Below are 17,668 nucleotides of genomic sequence, written 5' to 3' on the forward strand. Positions count from 1 at the left end.
GGAAGGCCTATTTCCAGTCGTCGTAGTACTGGCTGCTCTTGCCGTAGCCGGGGTCGAGTTCAGAACGTTGCATCCGGTGTTCGACGGGCTGATCGACGCAACGCGAGGTGAGTTTGATGTCGAGCGTCTCCTGGCCGGACGAGCGATGAAGCTCCGTGGTGATGCCAAGGTCGCTTTTCCGGAAGAACAGCTTCCGAACGCCGCCGACGTCGGTATCGGATTTCTCGATTTCGTTCTCCTTCTCCCAGCCGTCGTCGACGAGTTGCTTTTCCAGATCGTCGAGTGACTGGTTTGCTGCGGCAGTATTGCTGGCTTCACCAATAGCCCAGCCGAGCCAGGACGTATTGACCTGTGGATTGTCCACCTCATGGGCCAGGCAACTTTCCTCGCGGACTCGTTTATAGCCCATCTCGGCACCCTCGGACAATGTGGTGAGGAACGGAGGCATCAACCGGGTGAATTCCTCCTTGAGCGACGCCGAGGACTTCGAGGCGTCTGCGGGACTCGGGGTGGTGGACATGGAGCAGCCTCCCAAAATAGGCATAAGGGCCAGGGCAGCAAGGGCGCCGGCGGCGAATCGTTGGTGACGGGTCATTGTTCCAAGCTCTCTGTCGGCACAGTCTCCAGCTTGCCGTAAGCGTAGTCCTCGGGGTTTCTCTCGAACGGTGAGAAAGTACCTGCACGAGGACCAGGATGCTGGCGGTCTTCTACGAATAGGCTGACGTTCCCGCCTTCGATGACCTCTTGGATGTTCTGAGCCGAGGTCGAGCCCGGTTTGAAGTACTCGACATGGCCCTTCACGATGGACTTGGGGTCGCTGCTGTCGAGGAAGCCCGACTCCAAACGGTGGGCGCCCATTTGTTGATCCGGGTAGCTCCCTGACCACCACGCCCTCCCGTGGTATCCGCCGCCGAAGTCCTGCGCCCAATGGATCGGGTCATCGCGGGTCTGGACCCAATAACGGTTGGCTTCTGAATTATTGTCATCTTCGGAGGGGCCGGTATCTTCGATGCTGCCAACATTATTGCCTGTACCAGCAGGAGCGACGTACACGATGTTGTCCGAGTTCAGGCCTTCGCGCTCGGCCGTGCCGAGGAGTGAGCCGCCGGCGCTGTATCCCACGTAGGTGCTGCGGGCATCGTCGGGAATCTCTGCGTCGACCGCGAAGTCGAAGGCGGCAAGCTTCGACGAACCCTCCTCGTTGTATTTGCTGGTCAGGTTGTCCGATACCTCATTCGGCAGGTCGGCCCCCTGCCAGTAGAAGGAAACCTTCCGGGGGGACGGGGCGCCATCGACCGCATCCAACCGCTCGGTGTAACTCTGGAGCTCGCCGAGGTCGGCGCCCGTACCTGGAACCAGGGTGGAAACCGTGTCGGTGTCCTCGGAGGGGGTTCCTTTCATGGAAACCACGCGCCCGTCACCGTCCAGCGAGACCATGACGACCTGGGTTTCATGTTCCCAGGCATATTCGAGTCCCTCGGCCTGGCTCTGCAGATTATGCTTCCTCTCTTCCCACTCCTGATGTGCCGCTTCAAACAAACCCTGAGCCTCGTAGGCACGAACCCGATCATGGCCGGGTTTGGAGAAGGCGTCTGCGGTGAAGTCGTTGATGTTCGGTTCGGGATCCGCGGTGGCTTGCTTTCGACGGACCTGTTCGCGGAACCCGGCGACCGTGATGATGTTTGCCGTGGCGCGGGCGGCCATCGGCACGCCGTTGAGATTACCGAACTTCCCCGGGTACAACAGCAGCAACTTCTCCCGGCTCTTATCGCTCAAGCCCGACCAGGCGTCGCGGATACCGGCGATACCCTCGCGGGTGAGCTCGTCATTGTCCTCCATGGCGGTCAGCATGGTGGCTTCCGCGGAACCGGGGGTGGTTCCGGCCCTGAGCTCATTATTGGCCAGGGCCTCGGCAGCCTCGGGGTTGACGTTGGCCCAGACCCTCAGCTCGTCGGAAGACAAGCCGCGCAGGGAAGCCAGCAAGTCTTCGGGTCTGACCTTGCCGAAATCCTCATCGAGTCCGGAGGTGAAGTCGGCCCAGGACACCTTCGGCAGGGAGGACCCGCCGAGCGGCTCGGACATCGGCAGGGTGCTGCCGGTCCCCGCAGTAATGCCACCCAAGGCCTCCGCTGCCGTGGATTGGGCCGTTTCCCAGTCGCTTCGCAGCTGCCGCGCACGTTCGTTGAAGTCGGTCACCTCCGAAGTGGTTCCGGAGTCCTCCCCGTCCGGATCGGCCTCGACCTTGGACTTCAGACCCGGCAAGGCAGCATCCAGTGATTCGGACTCCTTTTGCAGTTTCCGTCCGGTATCGACGAAATCGCAGATCGCTGTTTTTGTCTGACACAGCGCATTGCTCCAGTCGTCCACCGGCGTCGTCAGGTCATCGAGGGCTGCATAGACCGTGGCTTGGGTTTCATCATGCTCGTAGGCACCGGGAAGACGTTTCCAGGCTGTCTGTGCATCCTTCAGATAGCTCGACGTGGTACCGGCCCGGGTGTCCATATCCATGGCGGAGTCTTCGAGATCGTCCCAGGGGACGTCGATGCGGGGAAAGGTTCCAAGGGATGTCATCGGCCCTACCTCGAGAAGGTGAACGGGGACTCGGGCTTGCCGACGTCGAAGATCGGCGGTGTCTGATAGGCGACGGGTACGCGGTCCAAGGCCGTTGATGCTTCGGTGGACATGTCCCCATCGGCGTCGATCACGGCGAGGGCGGCGTCGGAAACGGAGGTGGTCTTGCGGAACACCAGGCTGGCCACCCGCTGGCCGATGTCATCACGGGGGCTCCAGAAACGGCCGAACGCCGCGGAGACGGTGGTGGCATTCCCGAAGTTGCCGCTTGCGTCGTCGCCCGCCGATTTGGTGTCTTTTGCTGCGGAACGCAGTGATTCCCCATCGGCGGCAACGTCGAGGAGGATCGCGTGCAATTGCGCAGGATCGATCTTGTAGGCCATGGCTTTCCCCCGGAAAAGTGGTAGCTGTGTGGTCAGGATTGGCCCCCTTGGCCGCCACGAGCCTCTCAGATTCGCAGGCCCGCCGTCCATGGGGAGAACTCCCCATCCGGTTTTGGTGCACGTGCCGGCCAGCGGGAGGCCGATGGGTTCCTGCAACCTCTAGCATCCGGGGGCCTGATCACGGCAGACTCGGGACATGGATATCCTTTCGAGCCGCGTGCTCCTGCGCCCGGTGAATCTGCAGCAAACCCAGGCGTTCTACCGTGACGTCCTCGATCTGGGGGTCTCCCGGGAGTTCGGCACCGGAGAGCAGACGGGCATCGTATTCTTTCTGGGCAACGGATTGCTGGAGGTCTCCGGTACGAGGGAACCTGGCACCCCGTCGTCGTTGGTCCTGTGGCTACAGGTGCGCGACGTCGTTGCCGAGCTGGAAATGATCGCTGCCCGCGGAGTCACGGCGGTGCGGGAAGCCCGTCAGGAGCCGTGGGGACTCATCGAGGCCTGGGTCGAGGACCCTGATGGAACGCGGATCGTACTGGTCCAGATTCCACAGGACCACCCGATCCGGCGTGATCAGCGAGGTCTGTAAGAAAAGCCCCATCCTCCCGGGCAGCACCTGGAGGCGAGGAAGGTCTGTTGGCAGGCTAAGAACTGGGGCGAGGGGAGTGCCGGGAGCGCTGGACGACATGCCAGCCACCTAGGGGCAGGCCCGCAACAACCAAGAGGCCGGCCACCCACGGAGCCGGGTCCCAGGACCAACTCACGTTCCCGTCGACCACGGTGAATCCGCAGGCGAGAAGTATCGCGAGGATGGAGAGTGGGAGGAGAAGCGATCGTGCTGGTTTATTCGCCATGCGGCCGTCTCTCCTCGGGCCACGGCCGCCCACGGTGGTCGGGCTGCCACGGGTGGCCTGCCACCCACGCTACGCGCGGTGACCGGGGTGGTCCATGACTTTGCCGGGCACAAGAGCAGCACGACGCCGTCGACGACACCGGGTCAGGGTAAGCGGTCAAGCACCCACTGCCATCGGATCAGCTCCTGTTCCAGGCGGACGGCAGGGCCGTGTTCATCGTCGCGCAACGCCTGGTAAACGGAAGCTTCGGGATCCGTTAGCCGGGTCAGCGTGGCGCGCGACGGGGTCGGCTCGATACCCCAGATCTCACGGTGGCCCAGCAACGTTGCCTCGTCCATGAGGACGCTGGCCACCCCGGGATGCAACGAACGCAACTGGTCCAGGATCACGAAACCGTGCGTATCCAGGTCACCCCAATAGTGCACCTGGCATCCGTGGAGCCAGCGGGCATCGCGCAGCATGGAGAATCCGTAGCCGCCTCCGAAAAGTGCCAGAGTGCGCGGGCGCTCCGGCAGCGCCAGGAAGTTCACGAGGTTCTCCGTCACCACCACGCGTTCCACTGGCAGCTCGAGACTCGCGAAGGCCTCCGCCGTGATGGTCAGGTCCCGCGCGCCGCCCAGGACCGGGATGGCAGGATCCAGCATGCGGAACCGTACGCGTTCGGGCGGATGCAGGAATCCGTGTCGTTGGGCGAAGCGCGCGGCGGGGGAGCTGGGCGTGACCAGCAAGGACGCAGGCTCCGCAGCAGCGGGGGAGTCGGTCTCCCGGGATGCGTCGGCGGCAGGAGCCTCACCGCTGGCTGCAGCCCCGGTCGCCAGGATCGTTGCCATCGCCTCGATGATGCGCCGATGGCCCTCCACGAACTTGGTGTCCACGCCGGGCAGGCTCAATTGCCGGAGGTAGATGCCCGGACTGGGGTTCTCCTGCAGCCAAAGGGCCACCCGTGCCGCGGTGATGGCCCGTTGCCCGCAATCGAGCAGTTCCAGCGGTCGTTTGAGCGCCCAGGTCTTCAACAGCGGCTCCACGCCCACGAGCCGCTCGGTCAGTGAAACAAAGCGCTGCGCCTCCCGGCCTTTCCCGACGAAGGCGATTTCCTCGCGGGCCGAGGCGAACACCACGGCGGACGGTACCGCGTTGCTGCCGATCGTGGTGCGCCCGAGGTCCACGGTTTCCATCGTGAAGTCCCCGGAGGCTGCGAATAGTTCCCCGGCCCACGCCTTCGCCGCCCCGAAATCGGTGCGTAGCTGGGCGGCCGTGGGTTTCTTCAGCGGACGACGGCGGGGATAGGTCTGCGTCGGATCGATCAGCTCGCGGAGCAAGGAGCCACGATTCCAGGTGGTCCGGGAAAGCGCCCGCAGTTCCGCCACGCCCGTCCAGCGATTGGCGGGAGACTCAGAGGGCACGTCGTTCACGTTCGTCTCGATATTCCTGGATGGTCATATTGCGTAGTTGTGAGTCATCGCCGTGGGGATTGGCCACGAATCCGACGTGGGATACGAAGGGTTCGATGACATGGATCTTCTGCAGCGGCGTGACGATGAGCAACTGCAGCTTCATCCGTTGGAAGAGTTCCAGCCCGTAGCGGGCGGACTCGTCGGAGCCGCGGCCGAAGGCCTCGTCGATGACCACGAAACGGAAGCTGCGACCGGCACCGCCGCGCCCGGTCGGCGATCCCGCACCGAGGCCGAACTGGAACGCCAGCGCCGCGGCAAGGATGGTGTAAGCCAGTTTCTCCTTCTGTCCGCCGGATTTGCCGCCGGAATCGGTGAAGTGCTCGTACTCCTCGCCGGTTTCGGTCCATTTTTCCGAGGCGGAGAAGGTGAACCAGTTCCGCACATCCGTGACCTTTGTGGTCCACCGCTCGTCCAGTGCCGTGTAGCCCTCGCGGCCGCGGAACCGCTCGATGAGACGCTCGACCTGCAGATATTTCTGCTCGGAATACTGATCGGTGTCGCCGAGGCTGCCCTCCGAGCATGCCCGCAGATCGAGTCCGAACTGGCGCACCTCCAGGTCGGTGCTGCTCTGCGGTTCCAACTGGATATGTCGGCCGGGATTGTACTCGATGCCCGCCAGGGAACGGTTGATTTCCCGGATACGACTGCGGATGTCCTGAACGCGGCTGTCCAGAAAGGCGTTGAACGCAACGACCTCGTGGATGGTGTTCTGGTTCAGCGACTCCTTGAAGTGCGCTTCGAAACGGGGCAGACCGTTGTCCACCAGCTCGTCCAGCAGCCGGGTGTAGTCATCGGCTGCCTCCAGGGTGGCGTCCATTTCCGTGGTTTCGTTCGGGTATCTGTTGCGGAAGTCGGACATCTGCCGCACGGTGTTCTCCGACGCGCGGGTCAGCCGCTTGAACAGGGCGTCGATGGCGTCGGTGAGGCGGTTCCTGACCGTGCTCTCGACGCTACTGGTGTTCTTATAGGTCAGCTCCTTACCGTCCAGGGCCTGGGTGGTCAGTTGCCTGACAGCGGCGAGCACCCTCTCATCGTCGGTCAGCGGGGTCTCGGCGAGGGTTTCTTGGCAGTCGGCGATCGTCTCGGCGATCGACCTCGTGGCGTGCTCGTTGGCGCCGAGGCGCTCACTGAGCTTGCGGTCCTTCCCCTCCAACCGCGTCACCTCGTCCGCGAGTTCGCTCTCGCGGGCGGTCAACTGGGCCAACACGTCGTTGCTCGCCTCGAGACCCGCCCGTTCCCGGCGCAACCCCTCCACCCGGCGAACGGTGAGTTGCCAGCCGATTTCGGTGAAGTCGGCGATCGACCGGACGGTTCCCAGCTGCTGATGCTGCCGGGCCAGGGTGCCCAACGGTTCGTCCACCGCAGCCAGTTCCCGCTGGGTGGCCGCCAGTCGGCTCTGCAGGTCCTCCCGCTCGGCCAGGAAGCGGGCGATCTTGGCCTGGTTGTCCCACCCGAGCACGAAGTTGCGGCGGTCGGTGATGTCCCGGCGATCGTCCTTCTCATGCCGCCCGCGCCCACCCTTGAGCTGGCCGTTCATCGTCAGGGCCCGGGGGTAGCGGCGGAATTCCTCGAGGCTGTCACAACAGTAGTAGTCGAACCGGCTGGCCAGCTCGTCGAGCAGGAAATCCCGGAACGGGGTTCCTTGTTTCACAGCGATCTTCGCGGCCAGGGTTCCCGGTTCCGCGGCCTTGGCCTGCCGGGTGTCGGCAATCCGGCGGTAGACCAGCCGGCCGCGCAGGTTGTTCCCGTCGACCCAGGCGCTCACTGCCGCATAGTGGGCGGCGGGCACCAGCATCGACAGGGCGAAACCGTGCAGGGTGCGTTCCGCAGCCCCCTCCCAAGAGCCTTCGCCGTCACGGACCTGCAGCAGTTCCCCGGCATAGGGGAGCGCGGATTCAGGGACGCCCGTTCCCTCGCAGAGGCGGCTGCGCAGTTCGAGCTGTGGTCGCGGCAACAGGTTGGGTCGGGACCCCAGACTAGTAAGTTCCGCCCCGAGATCGGCCAGCCGCTGGTCGAGCTCCGCGCGTTCGATCCGCGCGGTGGTTCGTCGCTCCTGCAGTTCCTCGGAGCGGGACTGGAGCCCGGCCTCCACCTCTTCCAAACGGGAGCGGTTGCGGTCGAAGAGCACGCGGTCCTGAGGAACCTGCAGCCCCAGCGCGGTGGCGGCGTCCGCGTAGGAATCGAATCGGGCGCGTTGGCGTCCCCGTTCCTCCTCCAGGGTCGACACCTCGGCATCGATGGCTGCCAGCCGGCCTCCTCCGTTGGTGCGGATGTCCTCGCGAACGGTGGAGAGTTCGTGGCGCCGACGCGTGATGTCCACGCCCAGCGTCCGGGCGTCTTCGTGCAGTCGGGTTCCGGTGGCCTCCAGCTCCGCGTGGTGCTCACGACCTAAAGCCAGCTGCCGGTCGGTGAACCATGGATGCAGCGCGTCGCGCTGGGCCCGGGATTGTTCGTCCTCGTGGTTCAGCCGGGCATGCTGGGCGGCGCCGTCGCGGATCGGCGTCAGCAGGGTGATCTGGTCTTTGGCGCGCAACACTGCTTCGTGCGCCTTCTTCAGGTTGTCGAAGTGGTGGATGAGGTTGGCCACCCGGGTGCCGGCATCGTCGTCCTCGAGCATATTGTTCCGCACGAAGGAGGTGATGTTCTCGACCTGCTTCATGGATACGGTGCGGTGGAACAGGTCCATGGCCTGGTTGCCGCCGATTCCGAACTGGCGTTTGAAGGCGCTGCAATACGGGTCGAAGGTATCGTGGACGACCGTACCGGCCGCGCGCAGCTTCTTCTTCAGTTTCGCCGGATCCTGCCCGAAGTGGGAGAAATCCTCGGCGATGGACTGACCGGTCTCGGCGAGTGAGTAGAAACGATTGGGCTGGCCGGCCTCCTGGGTGGCCCACAGGGTGATGGCCAACGTGACCGTCTTGTCGAGCTGGTCGTTGTGGAAGACGCCGAGCACCACCGACAAGGTCCCGGGCCGGCGCAGCGCCACCGGCCGGGAATGTTCCCCACCGGCACCACGCGCGCTCTTGTGGAAGCCCCGGACGTAGGACATCAGGGTGCGTTCCTTTTTCTGCGCTCCGGCGGCCTTGTTGTAGTCGATCCGGTGCGCTGGCAGCAGCAGGGTGGTGATGGCATCGACCACCGTGGACTTCCCGGAGCCGATGTCGCCGGTGAGCAGGCTGTTGGAGCCGTCGAGTCGAAAGGTCCGGACCCCTTCGTGGAAGGTGCCCCAATTGAGCAGTTCCAGACGGCGTAGCCGGAAACCCGGTGCCGTGTCGCCCTCGTCGGGTTCCTCATCCAGGCTGAAGAGACTGTCCTGCAGGTCGGTGCTCATGCGCCCCCCTCCGTGGTCGAGGGCGTGGCCGCGGAGCCGTCCCGTGCCAGGGAGGAACGGTAGTCGGCCAGTCGCGCATCGAACTCCTCCAGCCATTGGGCGTCGACGAAGGCCTTGAGTATGCGCATCACCTCGTAGGTGCCCGGCTGGCCACGCAGTTTGCGCAGGAATCCGAGATCGACCACCTTCTTGATGTCTGCGCCGAGACGGTCCAGGACGCGGGCTTCGTTGCTGGATGGGGGCAGGAACACCGAGACCATGTCCGCGAGGTCCTGTTCGGTCATGATCAGCCGCAGTTCGCTGCTGTTGGTGTCGAACTCGAGCATGCGTCCGCGCAGCAGCGCCAGTAGCAGGCTGACGTTGAAGGTCAGCTGGCGGCGGGGGATCAGCCGCGGGAGCTGGTTCTCCGGATCATCTCGTGAGCGCAGGAACGCATACCCTTCCGGCTCGTCCAGGATCAGATCCAGTCCGAGCACGGCCACGTAGTCGCGGACCTGGGATTCCAGACCCAGGAGGGACTGCCAGTTCTTCGGGTCCACCTCGGCATAGAGCACCCCCTTGAACAGCCGGGTGACGACGCCGGGTAGTTCCTCCGGCGTCCTGGCCGCTCCGGTGCCCGTTTCGGTTGTTTCGGTGCTCATGTCGGCCTCACGAAGATGATCTGGTCGATGTCCGCCTCGCGGATGCTGCCATCGGGCAACGTCCAGGAGAGCTTTTGGGTGGATTGCGCGTCAATGGAGGCCCAGGGAGAGTCGGTGGCCAACTGGTAGTACGCCACGATCTCGGCCAATCCCTGTGTCAGTGGATAGGCGCCGGTGACCTCGGCCAGCGTTGCCTGCGGGAGTCCGGCCAGCACGGCGTCGATATTCGCGTTGAGCCGCCCCGGATCGACGTGGAACTGAGTGAAGAGGGCTTCGGCGTCGAGATCGGTGTCGTCGGCGGTGACCACGTCGTCGTCCACCAGCACCTTGCGACTAGATTCGTAGAGGGGGCGTTCGAAGGGCAGCGCCACGTGGACGGCGGGTGCGGCGATGTCCACGAACGGACCCGACGGAGGCCGGTCCCGGGTGGCCAGGGCACCGGATTCGACGCCGCGGATCAGTTGCATGACGCGCTTATTCTCCAGGAACACCTTGTCATCGAGTAGCCGACGCATCTGCTGGGACAGTTGGCGGACGGTGTTCTGCGTCTGCTCGACTGCTGGAAGCCAGTCCTGGTGGAGGTGGGCCAGAGCCTGCAGATTCGGTTCCTGCGCCAGCGCTTCGATGCGGGTGGCCCGGTGCAGCAGGTCCTGCAGTTCGCTACGCCGTTGCGGGGACATCAGATAGTCCCAGAACCCCTGGAAGGTTCGACCCTGGAGGGAACTGCTGATGTCCTGCTGGTTGGCGAAGATGCTGGCCAGCAGATCGCCCTGGCTACCCTCCCAGGTGGTGATCTGTTCCCGGACCGCCCGGTCCAGGGCGCGGAAGTTCTGCTCGACCTCGCGGAAGTCCGAGAGCAGGTCCTGGGCGAGTGTGGTCAGCTGCTGGAAGTGGTCTCGAGCCTCTGGGGCGCTCATGACGCGCAGATGCCCGTCGCGGATGCGCTGCATCTGCGCGTCGATCCCGTCGCGCTGGCGTTGCAATTCGTCCAGGCGGACCTCCGGGTCGGTTTCCGATTCCTGGACCAGTTGCTGCAGGACCGCGAAGATGCTGGTCAGCCGTGACTGAGTGGCCACGAAATCCCGGCCGCGCAGGCCCTCCACCCAGCGGATCACATCCTCGGCTGCGGCGGTCAGGTCATAGCGGGGTTCGTCCTGGTCGGGGACGTAGTACTTGCGGAGCCAGGACCGTTCTGGGGCAGCCCAATCGTCGAGGTATTCGGCGGCTGGCTTGGGGAAGGCGTCCTCCTCCGCCGCCTCGCGCAGCACGAACAGGAGGTCCTCGAGCAGGTCGATGAGTTGCTGGCGACCGATATTGCGCTGGTTCGGTCCGGTGAATGCCTGCATGAAGAAGGACAGAGCCAGCGGTGCGTTCTGGGCGCGCAGCAGGGACCACCCGGCGTGGTGGTCACGCAGGGAGCTGATTGCGTAGAAATCCATCTTTTCCTTGCCGGCCGGTACTGTTCTTGGTGGCTAGGGTCCATGGTACGGGCCGGAGCCGTTGGCGGGGCCCGTATACCCCGTGCGGGACGGTTCAGGACGCTTGGTCCGAACCGGCTTCGATCGAGGCCATGAGACTGCGGAACGTCTCCTCCAAGGCGATGGCCCGGAAGGCGTTCTCCTGAATGACCAGGTCGTGGCACAACAGGTCGTGCAGGGCATCGAGCGTTGCGGTGCAATGGGCCAGCTGTTCGTCCTTCATATCGGCGTCCTCGCAGGCATGAATGGCATCGTTCTTCTTGAGGTCTCCCAGCTCCTCGATCTCATCGGCGAGCGAGGTGTCCAGCAGGCGCAGCTGGTAGAACCGCCCGTCAGGCCCACGTTCGTCGTACTCATTGGCCTCGTCGATGATGAGGCCGATCGAGATTTCGGCGGGCAGGAGGGCGACGTATTGGCCCGTGAGGCGTTGCGGCGTTCCCACCGGGTCCCAGACGAGGCTGCCGTCGAGGGTTCGGTCGTAGAGGGCATCGACCACGGCATGCCATTGCTCGGAGTCGAAGTCGAAATGCCCGTGGTAGTCAAGATCCTCGAACTCCCGGACCGAAAGGTAGACCTCGCCGGGCTCGATTCCCTGGATGGCATCCACCAGCTGCCGGAAGGTGATGGACGCGTTTTCCACGGCACTGAGACGTCGCGCGAAGGCAACCTCATCCGCCACCGCCTCGTGCAGCTCCTTGAGCGGGGTCCTCCCCTTGGCACCCTCGGCGTTGACGCGCAGCGTATTGGAGAATTCATGCCCGCCCGGCTCCAGCCGGCGCACGCACGACTCGAAGGCGGACTCGGCAGCATTATTGCGCAGGGAGAAGCGTGTCCGGCCGGCTGTGAAACGGCAACTGAAGCCCCATGTCCACTCTGCCTCGTCGTCGTCCGCGGAGATGGGGGACCAGATCACCGCCCGGGTGCGCGTGCGGTCGAGCAGTTGTCCGACGATGTCCTGCCAATGCGCCGTATCGAGACCGAGCATGAGATTCCCCCCTTGGTTGCCGGTCCTTTTCGAAGGTAGTGGGCACGCCCGACACTTTGGGTCGCAGGGTCTTCCGAACGCGACACCACGCCGGAACCCAAGGCTCCGGCGTCGTGCGGTGTTCTGCTGCAGTGGTGGGCTGTGTCTACTTCATGGCCTCGACCGCCAGCAGGGGGGCGAAGAACGCGGCGAGCTCGTCCGTGGCGGTCAGCGGCAGCACGTGGGACACGTACTGGTCCGGGCGGACGACGACGATGGCGCCCTTCCGGGAGATACCCCGTTCGTCGAAGATATCCTCGCCGGGCACGACGCCGAAGACCTTCTCCAGGTAGTCGAGCTTGAACGGCCCGACCTCGGGCTTGAAGACCTTGGGGACGGCGTTGATGTCGATGTCCTCGTGGCGCTGCTGGTAGATGACCCGCACGTCGAACCAAGCGTCGAGGTCCATCCCCTCGGGGGTGGCGGCCAGCGGGGAGCCGGGGGCGACGGTCAGCCATTCGGCCAGTTCCGTGGTGGGGGAGTCGGCGCCGGCGGTGGCTTCATCGGCGAAGACGTAGATCCGCCAGCGGCCGTCGGCGGTGGCCTGGTGGCCCAGGTGGAGCGGGTTGGTGTCGCAGACCCGTGAGGCCATGGCCGACTTGAACCGCTTGCCCACGGGGTAGCCGGTGGCCAGCTCCTGGTGCGTGGTCTCGCCGGTGACCACCGAGGGGGCGTATTCGGTCATGAAGCCGGCCGGGAACTCGGCGGTGGCGACGTAGAAGTCCTCGAGCTCCGAGGGGGTGTCGAACTCCTCGGGCTTCTTGGCCATCATGGTGGACCATTCCTTATCGAAGTCGATGAGGTTCTTGGCCACGACCTGGCGTTCGGCCGAGTAGGTGGACAGCAGCGATTCGGGGCTGCGGCCCTCGAGCACGTGGGCGAGCTTCCAGGCGATGTTGAAACCGTCCTGCATCGAGACGTTCATGCCCTGACCGGCCTTGGCCGAGTGGGTATGGCAGGCGTCACCGGTGATGAACACGCGCGGGGCATCGATCCCGATCCGGTCGGGAGCCACGTCGTCGAACCGGTCGGTCAGCCGGTGGCCGACCTCGTACACACTGTTCCAGGCGACGTGGCGGACGTCGACCGTGTAGGGGTGCAGGATGTCGTTCGCGCGGGAGATGACCTCCTCGATGGAGGTGGTGCGGACCTTGCCGTGGTCGTCCTCGGGGACCACGCCCAGGTCGACGTACATGCGGAAGAGGTGCCCGCCCTCGCGCGGGATCAGCAGGATCGATCCGCCGTCGTGCGACTGGATGGCGCATTTGGTGCGGATGTCGGGGAAGTCGGTCTTGGCCAGCACGTCCATGACGCCCCAGGCGTGGTTGGCCTTGTCCCCGGCCATGGTGCAGCCGATGGCCGAGCGGACCTTGGAGCGGGCGCCGTCGCAGCCGATGACGTATTTGGCGTGGACCGTCTTCTTCGTCCCTTCGTCCTCGCCGGCGCTGCGCACCAGCGAGACCTTCACCGGGTGATCGCCTTCGCCGGTGACTTCGAGGCCCTCGAACTCCCAGCCGAAGTCGGGGGTCAGCCGGGAGGGGGAGTGGGCGGCGACGTCGGCGAAGTAGTCCAGCACCCGGGCCTGGTTGACGATCAGGTGCGGGAACTCGCTGACGCCGGTGGCGTCGTCCACGGCGCGGCCGCCACGGCTGATGTGGGTGGGGTTCTCGGTGTCCGGGCGCCAGAAGGCCATCTCGGTGATCTGGTAGGCCTCGGAGGTGATCCGGTCGGCGAATCCGAAGGCCTGGAAGGTTTCGACGCTGCGGGCCTGGATGCCATCCGCCTGCCCGATCTCCAGGCGGCCTCCGCGGCGTTCGATGATCCGGGTGTTGATGTTCGGGAATTCGGCCAACTGGGCTGCGGCAAGCATGCCGGCGGGGCCGGAGCCGACGATGAGCACATCGACCTGCTCGGGCAGCTCCTCGGGGCGGTCGACGCCAACGCCTGCGGCGGCCTCGATACGCGGGTCGCCGGAAACGTAGCCGTGGTGGTGGAACTGCACGGGATGTCCTCACTTCGTTGTGCTGATCGTCTGGACGTGTTCTATATTTGAACTTCATATTCGATAGTTGAACACGCAATCTGCTGGACACTATACGGGGAGTATGACGTGGCTAACAAGCGTTGTTCCACTATTCTTCGCCGAGAGGTTGTGTCATGCTTCGCGCATGAGCAGCGTAACGAAGGCCGCACTCATCGTCCTGGCCGTGGGTGTGGCTTTGACGGTTCTGATCTACAGTGCGGTTGCGGTCTCCGGGCCCTCAGAGGGCGGCGCCAATATCGGGGCCGGGATCGGCGTGTTGTTCGCGATCTCGTTTGCCCTCATCGGTGCGGTGATCACCGTCATCGGGTTTATCCTCGATCGGGTGGCCGTGGCGCGAAAATTGCGGGGCTGAGGGCGACTCGTCCGATCCTCGGGAGGGTTTTCACGGGCGCCGCGCACCGCCGTCCACGGTGTGGTAAATGACGGGTGGACGGCAGGTGAAGTATCCTTGAACGGATGGCCTAGCATCACTAGGCTACTTTTTGCCCGAAAATGGGTTGGATGTCTAGGGTGATCGGCCAACGCGCGGGCATCTGGAATGCGAGGTGTGCAGCTATGTCTTCTCCGATTGTTCACGTGACCCGCCGGGCCGGTGTGGTCGCCGGACGGATCCTGATCTATGCCCTGATCTTCGCCGGACTCTCATTGCTCTTCGCCGCCATCGGCATTCGGGTGTTCTTCGGGAAGATCTCCGTGGGGCAGATGCTGCTGAACCTCGTTTCCGTGGAGACCGACGGAGGCGGCGGATCCCTGGTGTGGATCGGCATCCTGTTGGTCGTTGTCCTGCCCCTGCTCATCACGGTCGGGATCGCCTTCTGGCACTTCACCCGGTTGCGCAAACGCTTCCGCAACCCCTCCGAGCCGCGTCAGCAGCGCTCGCCGTGGATCGTCCGGACCGTCTCCACCGTCACGGTGGCCGGATTGGTCGTGGGCGGAACCACTGCCTTCTCCACCACCGTCGGCATGGCCGACTACATCAAGTCCGGCAACTCCCAGTACGACATCGACGACTACTACGTCGAACCGACCATCACCAGTGATAAGGACCAGCGCAACCTGGTGGTGATCTACCTCGAATCCGGGGAAGCCACCCTGGCCGACGACCAGCTCTTCGAGAAGAATGCCTTCGAGCCCCTTCAGGACGTCACCCAGGCCAAGGATGGCTGGCAGAGCGTGGAGGACTTCCAGCAGTACGAGGGCGGAGGCTGGACCATGTCCGGCATCACCTCGACGCAGTGCGGCATCCCGCTGAAGGGCATGGACTCCGCGGTCGGCAGCGGTGCCCTCAACAAGCTCGGCAGCGACGTGGAGTCCTATCTGGGGGGAATCACCTGCCTGGGTGACATCCTGGACGACCACGGATATAAGAACGTCTTCCTCGGTGGCGCCAACGGCAAGTTCTCCGCCAAGGACACCTTCCTGGAAGGCCACGGCTACTCCGACGTCAAGGGCCTGACCGACTGGCGGGCCGCCGGTGAACCGGCCAGCCACTTCCGCAGCGACTGGGGCCTGAGCGACAAGAGCCTCATGAGCCACGCCGAGGACGAGATCGACGAACTCCATGCCGAGTCGAAGAAGTCCGGCCAGCCGTTCAACCTCTCCATGCTGACTCTCGACACCCACGAGCCGGCTCATATCTACGACTACTGCGATCAGGACACGGAAAGCGAAGTCACCTCGATGTTCTTCTGCTCCATGACCCAAGTGGCAGGATTCGTGGACTACATGGAGGACAAGGGGTACCTCGATGACACCGCCGTGGTGATCATGGGCGACCACCTCAAGCACATGGGCGGTGGAGATGCCTTCCACGAGGAACTCGACGACCACCCCAACCGCACCATCTTCAACCGGTTCTGGATTCCGGGCGAGGACAAGAAGAGTGAGATGCGCCCCCGCGTGGACCAGCTGAATATGTACCCCACGCTGCTGGAGGCCGCCGGCCTGAAGGTGAAGAAGCACGAAGCCGGACTGGGTGTCTCGGCCTTCACCAGCGCTATCCCGGAGGACTCGGCGCAGGCCATGGACCCCGATGCGTATATCGACCTGTTGCGCTCGCGTTCGGCACGGTTCTTCGCTAAGGCTTGGGCCGGAGCGGATATCCCGAAGGAGTAAGACGCGGACCCGGGGCCGGCCACTGGCCGGACCCGGGGGCTGCTCCGTCTTAGCGCCAGCCCAACTGTGGGGCGACATGCTTCAAAATAGACTCGATGACGTGCGCGTTGTCATCGACGCCCAACTGGTTCGGGACCGTCAGGAGCAAGGTGTCCGCGGCGGTCACCGCCTCGTCCTGCGCCAGCTTCTCGATGAGTTCCTCGGGGGAGCCGGCGTAGGAACGGCCGAAGATGGCACGCGTTTTCTCATCGATATTGCCGACCTGGTCTGAGCCGTGGCGGTCGTGGCCAAAGTACTGCCAATCTCGCTCCTCCGTCAGCGCGAAGATGCTGCGGCTGACCGAGACGCGGGGCTCCCGTTGGTGCCCCGACTCCTTGAACGCCTGTCGGTAGAGCTCGATCTGCTCGGCCTGCTGGACGTGGAAGGGTTTGCCCGACTCGTCGTCCTTGAGGGTCGAGCTTTGCAGGTTCATGCCCAACTTTCCCGCCCAGACGGCGGTGGCGTTCGAACCCGACCCCCACCAGATGCGCTCGCGCAAGCCCGGGGAATGCGGTTCCACCCGGAGCAACCCGGGAGGATTGGGGAACATCGGATGCGGGCTGGGCTCCGCGAAACCCTCACCGGTGAGTACCTCGAGCAGGCGCTCGGTATGGCGGCGGCCCATCTCGGCGTTCGTTTCGTTCTCCAGCGGTGAGAAGCCGAAGTGCCTCCACCCGTCGATGACCTGCTCGGGGGAGCCCCGGCTGATACCCAGTTGCAGTCGTCCCTGGGAGATCAGATCGGCCGCTCCGGCATCCTCTGCCATGTAGAGGGGGTTCTCATACCTCATGTCGATCACCCCGGTCCCGATCTCGATCCGGCTGGTTTTCGCCCCGATGGCGGCGAGCAGCGGGAACGGGGAAGCGTATTGCTGGGCAAAGTGGTGGACGCGGAAGTAGGCGCCGTCGGCACCGAGCTCCTCCGCCGCGACCGCGAGGTCGATGCCCTGCAGGAGAGCATCGGAGGCGTTGCGGGTGGCGGACTGGGGGTGGTCGGTCCAATGACCGAAGGACAGGAATCCAATGTTCTTCACGGTGGTATCAACCCGATGGCGGAGTGTCCTATTCCTGCTGGATCGGAGAGCGGAAACCCTTCGGCGACATTGCGGAGTGAGCGCTCACTCACTAACCTGAAAGGGTGGATGCAACCGATGTTCCCAAACCTGCCCGTGCCCGGCCCATGTCTGCTGAAGAACGGCGGACGATGATCGCCACCTCGGCGATCCCCCTCTACCTGGAGCAGGGGGCCTCGGTGACCTCCCGCCAGCTGGCCGACCACCTGGGCATCGCCGAGGGGACCATCTTCCGGGTCTTCGGAGATAAGGCGGCGCTGGTCCGCAGCGTCGTCGATGCCTTCTTCGACCAGACCCACCAGGGGCTGGGCCCGGAACTGGAGGATCCGGACCTGGACGTGGAGCAAAAACTGCGAGTACTCATCCGTAATGCGCGGGCCCGCGCCCGCGGCGTGTTCACGATGATCTCGCTCCTGGAACCCGGCGAAGCCCACGAATACATGAAGCACCGCCGCGAAGGCCATTTCGAACAAACCGCCGCCGCGGCCTTCGCCGCCGACGCAGCGCAGCTGAACATTCCCCCACAGAAGCTTGGCGCACTGATCCGCCTGCTCGTGATCGCCGCCTCCGCGCCGCGCATGGGCGGAGGAGACCCGCTGAGCGACGATGAACTGGTGGACTTCGCACTGCACGGAATCATCGGTCAGGCCGGGAAGGATTGA

At 64.5% G+C, this 17,668-nt stretch carries 14 protein-coding genes; 4 read left to right on the top strand and 10 right to left on the bottom strand.

Annotation, left to right across the window (positions count from 1 at the left end; all coding sequences use genetic code 11):
• Window positions 1–7: 7 nt before the first annotated feature.
• The 3 genes from AC3ZI9_RS01770 to AC3ZI9_RS01780 form a co-directional block, all read right to left on the bottom strand.
• Window positions 8–520: a hypothetical protein gene (locus AC3ZI9_RS01770; protein WP_444566375.1), complete on the bottom strand. Its 513-nt coding sequence runs from the start codon at window positions 518–520 to the stop codon at window positions 8–10.
• A gap of 71 nt (window positions 521–591) precedes the next feature.
• Window positions 592–2,571: a hypothetical protein gene (locus AC3ZI9_RS01775; RefSeq protein WP_444566374.1), complete on the bottom strand. Its 1,980-nt coding sequence runs from the start codon at window positions 2,569–2,571 to the stop codon at window positions 592–594.
• Between the two features lie 5 nt (window positions 2,572–2,576).
• Window positions 2,577–2,954 (bottom strand): hypothetical protein, encoded by a 378-nt coding sequence (locus AC3ZI9_RS01780; RefSeq protein ID WP_444566373.1) that lies wholly within the window; start codon window positions 2,952–2,954, stop codon window positions 2,577–2,579.
• A 196-nt stretch (window positions 2,955–3,150) separates the two neighbouring features.
• Here AC3ZI9_RS01780 and AC3ZI9_RS01785 point away from each other — a divergent pair, with 196 nt between their 5' ends.
• Window positions 3,151–3,543, top strand: a complete 393-nt coding sequence (locus tag AC3ZI9_RS01785) for a VOC family protein (protein WP_443383149.1) — start codon at window positions 3,151–3,153, stop codon at window positions 3,541–3,543.
• A 408-nt stretch (window positions 3,544–3,951) separates the two neighbouring features.
• Here AC3ZI9_RS01785 and AC3ZI9_RS01790 read toward each other — a convergent pair whose 3' ends face one another.
• The 6 genes from AC3ZI9_RS01790 to AC3ZI9_RS01815 form a co-directional block, all read right to left on the bottom strand.
• Window positions 3,952–5,211 carry a Wadjet anti-phage system protein JetD domain-containing protein gene (locus AC3ZI9_RS01790; RefSeq protein ID WP_443383152.1) on the bottom strand — a complete coding sequence of 420 codons (1,260 nt, stop codon included), beginning with the start codon at window positions 5,209–5,211 and terminating at the stop codon, window positions 3,952–3,954.
• Window positions 5,201–8,593, bottom strand: coding sequence for an ATP-binding protein (locus AC3ZI9_RS01795; RefSeq protein WP_489923754.1), 3,393 nt, complete (start codon window positions 8,591–8,593; stop codon window positions 5,201–5,203). Before AC3ZI9_RS01795 ends, AC3ZI9_RS01790 begins: the two co-directional genes overlap by 11 nt.
• Window positions 8,590–9,234, bottom strand: a complete 645-nt coding sequence (locus AC3ZI9_RS01800) for a DUF4194 domain-containing protein (protein ID WP_444554086.1) — start codon at window positions 9,232–9,234, stop codon at window positions 8,590–8,592. The genes AC3ZI9_RS01795 and AC3ZI9_RS01800 overlap by 4 nt, the downstream gene beginning before the upstream one ends.
• The gene (locus AC3ZI9_RS01805; protein ID WP_443383160.1) at window positions 9,231–10,673 is read right to left on the bottom strand and encodes a DUF3375 domain-containing protein; all 1,443 of its coding nucleotides are present in this window, start codon (window positions 10,671–10,673) and stop codon (window positions 9,231–9,233) included. Before AC3ZI9_RS01805 ends, AC3ZI9_RS01800 begins: the two co-directional genes overlap by 4 nt.
• Before the next feature lie 94 nt (window positions 10,674–10,767).
• Complete coding sequence (locus AC3ZI9_RS01810) at window positions 10,768–11,697, bottom strand: hypothetical protein (protein ID WP_444554085.1); 930 nt, start codon at window positions 11,695–11,697, stop codon at window positions 10,768–10,770.
• 145 nt (window positions 11,698–11,842) lie between these two features.
• Window positions 11,843–13,738 (bottom strand): FAD-binding monooxygenase, encoded by a 1,896-nt coding sequence (locus AC3ZI9_RS01815; RefSeq protein ID WP_489923755.1) that lies wholly within the window; start codon window positions 13,736–13,738, stop codon window positions 11,843–11,845.
• A 166-nt stretch (window positions 13,739–13,904) separates the two neighbouring features.
• Between AC3ZI9_RS01815 and AC3ZI9_RS01820 the strand changes: the two genes are divergently transcribed.
• Window positions 13,905–14,132, top strand: a complete 228-nt coding sequence (locus AC3ZI9_RS01820) for a hypothetical protein (protein ID WP_489923756.1) — start codon at window positions 13,905–13,907, stop codon at window positions 14,130–14,132.
• Between the two features lie 203 nt (window positions 14,133–14,335).
• Window positions 14,336–15,895, top strand: a complete 1,560-nt coding sequence (locus AC3ZI9_RS01825; protein ID WP_489923757.1) for an LTA synthase family protein — start codon at window positions 14,336–14,338, stop codon at window positions 15,893–15,895.
• Between the two features lie 49 nt (window positions 15,896–15,944).
• Here AC3ZI9_RS01825 and AC3ZI9_RS01830 read toward each other — a convergent pair whose 3' ends face one another.
• The gene (locus tag AC3ZI9_RS01830) at window positions 15,945–16,967 is read right to left on the bottom strand and encodes an LLM class flavin-dependent oxidoreductase (protein WP_489923758.1); all 1,023 of its coding nucleotides are present in this window, start codon (window positions 16,965–16,967) and stop codon (window positions 15,945–15,947) included.
• Between the two features lie 104 nt (window positions 16,968–17,071).
• Between AC3ZI9_RS01830 and AC3ZI9_RS01835 the strand changes: the two genes are divergently transcribed.
• The gene (locus AC3ZI9_RS01835; protein WP_086996114.1) at window positions 17,072–17,668 is read left to right on the top strand and encodes a TetR/AcrR family transcriptional regulator; all 597 of its coding nucleotides are present in this window, start codon (window positions 17,072–17,074) and stop codon (window positions 17,666–17,668) included.

This window comes from Arthrobacter sp. AOP36-F1-5 (assembly GCF_058137995.1).

Coding starts and splice junctions, on each gene's coding strand:
- AC3ZI9_RS01770 (WP_444566375.1), bottom strand. CDS start 520: ATGTCCACCACCCCGAGTCCCGCAGACGCCTCGAAGTCCTCGGCGTCG.
- AC3ZI9_RS01775 (WP_444566374.1), bottom strand. CDS start 2,571: ATGACATCCCTTGGAACCTTTCCCCGCATCGACGTCCCCTGGGACGAT.
- AC3ZI9_RS01780 (WP_444566373.1), bottom strand. CDS start 2,954: ATGGCCTACAAGATCGATCCTGCGCAATTGCACGCGATCCTCCTCGAC.
- AC3ZI9_RS01785 (WP_443383149.1), top strand. CDS start 3,151: ATGGATATCCTTTCGAGCCGCGTGCTCCTGCGCCCGGTGAATCTGCAG.
- AC3ZI9_RS01795 (WP_489923754.1), bottom strand. CDS start 8,593: ATGAGCACCGACCTGCAGGACAGTCTCTTCAGCCTGGATGAGGAACCC.
- AC3ZI9_RS01800 (WP_444554086.1), bottom strand. CDS start 9,234: ATGAGCACCGAAACAACCGAAACGGGCACCGGAGCGGCCAGGACGCCG.
- AC3ZI9_RS01805 (WP_443383160.1), bottom strand. CDS start 10,673: ATGGATTTCTACGCAATCAGCTCCCTGCGTGACCACCACGCCGGGTGG.
- AC3ZI9_RS01810 (WP_444554085.1), bottom strand. CDS start 11,697: ATGCTCGGTCTCGATACGGCGCATTGGCAGGACATCGTCGGACAACTG.
- AC3ZI9_RS01820 (WP_489923756.1), top strand. CDS start 13,905: ATGAGCAGCGTAACGAAGGCCGCACTCATCGTCCTGGCCGTGGGTGTG.
- AC3ZI9_RS01825 (WP_489923757.1), top strand. CDS start 14,336: ATGTCTTCTCCGATTGTTCACGTGACCCGCCGGGCCGGTGTGGTCGCC.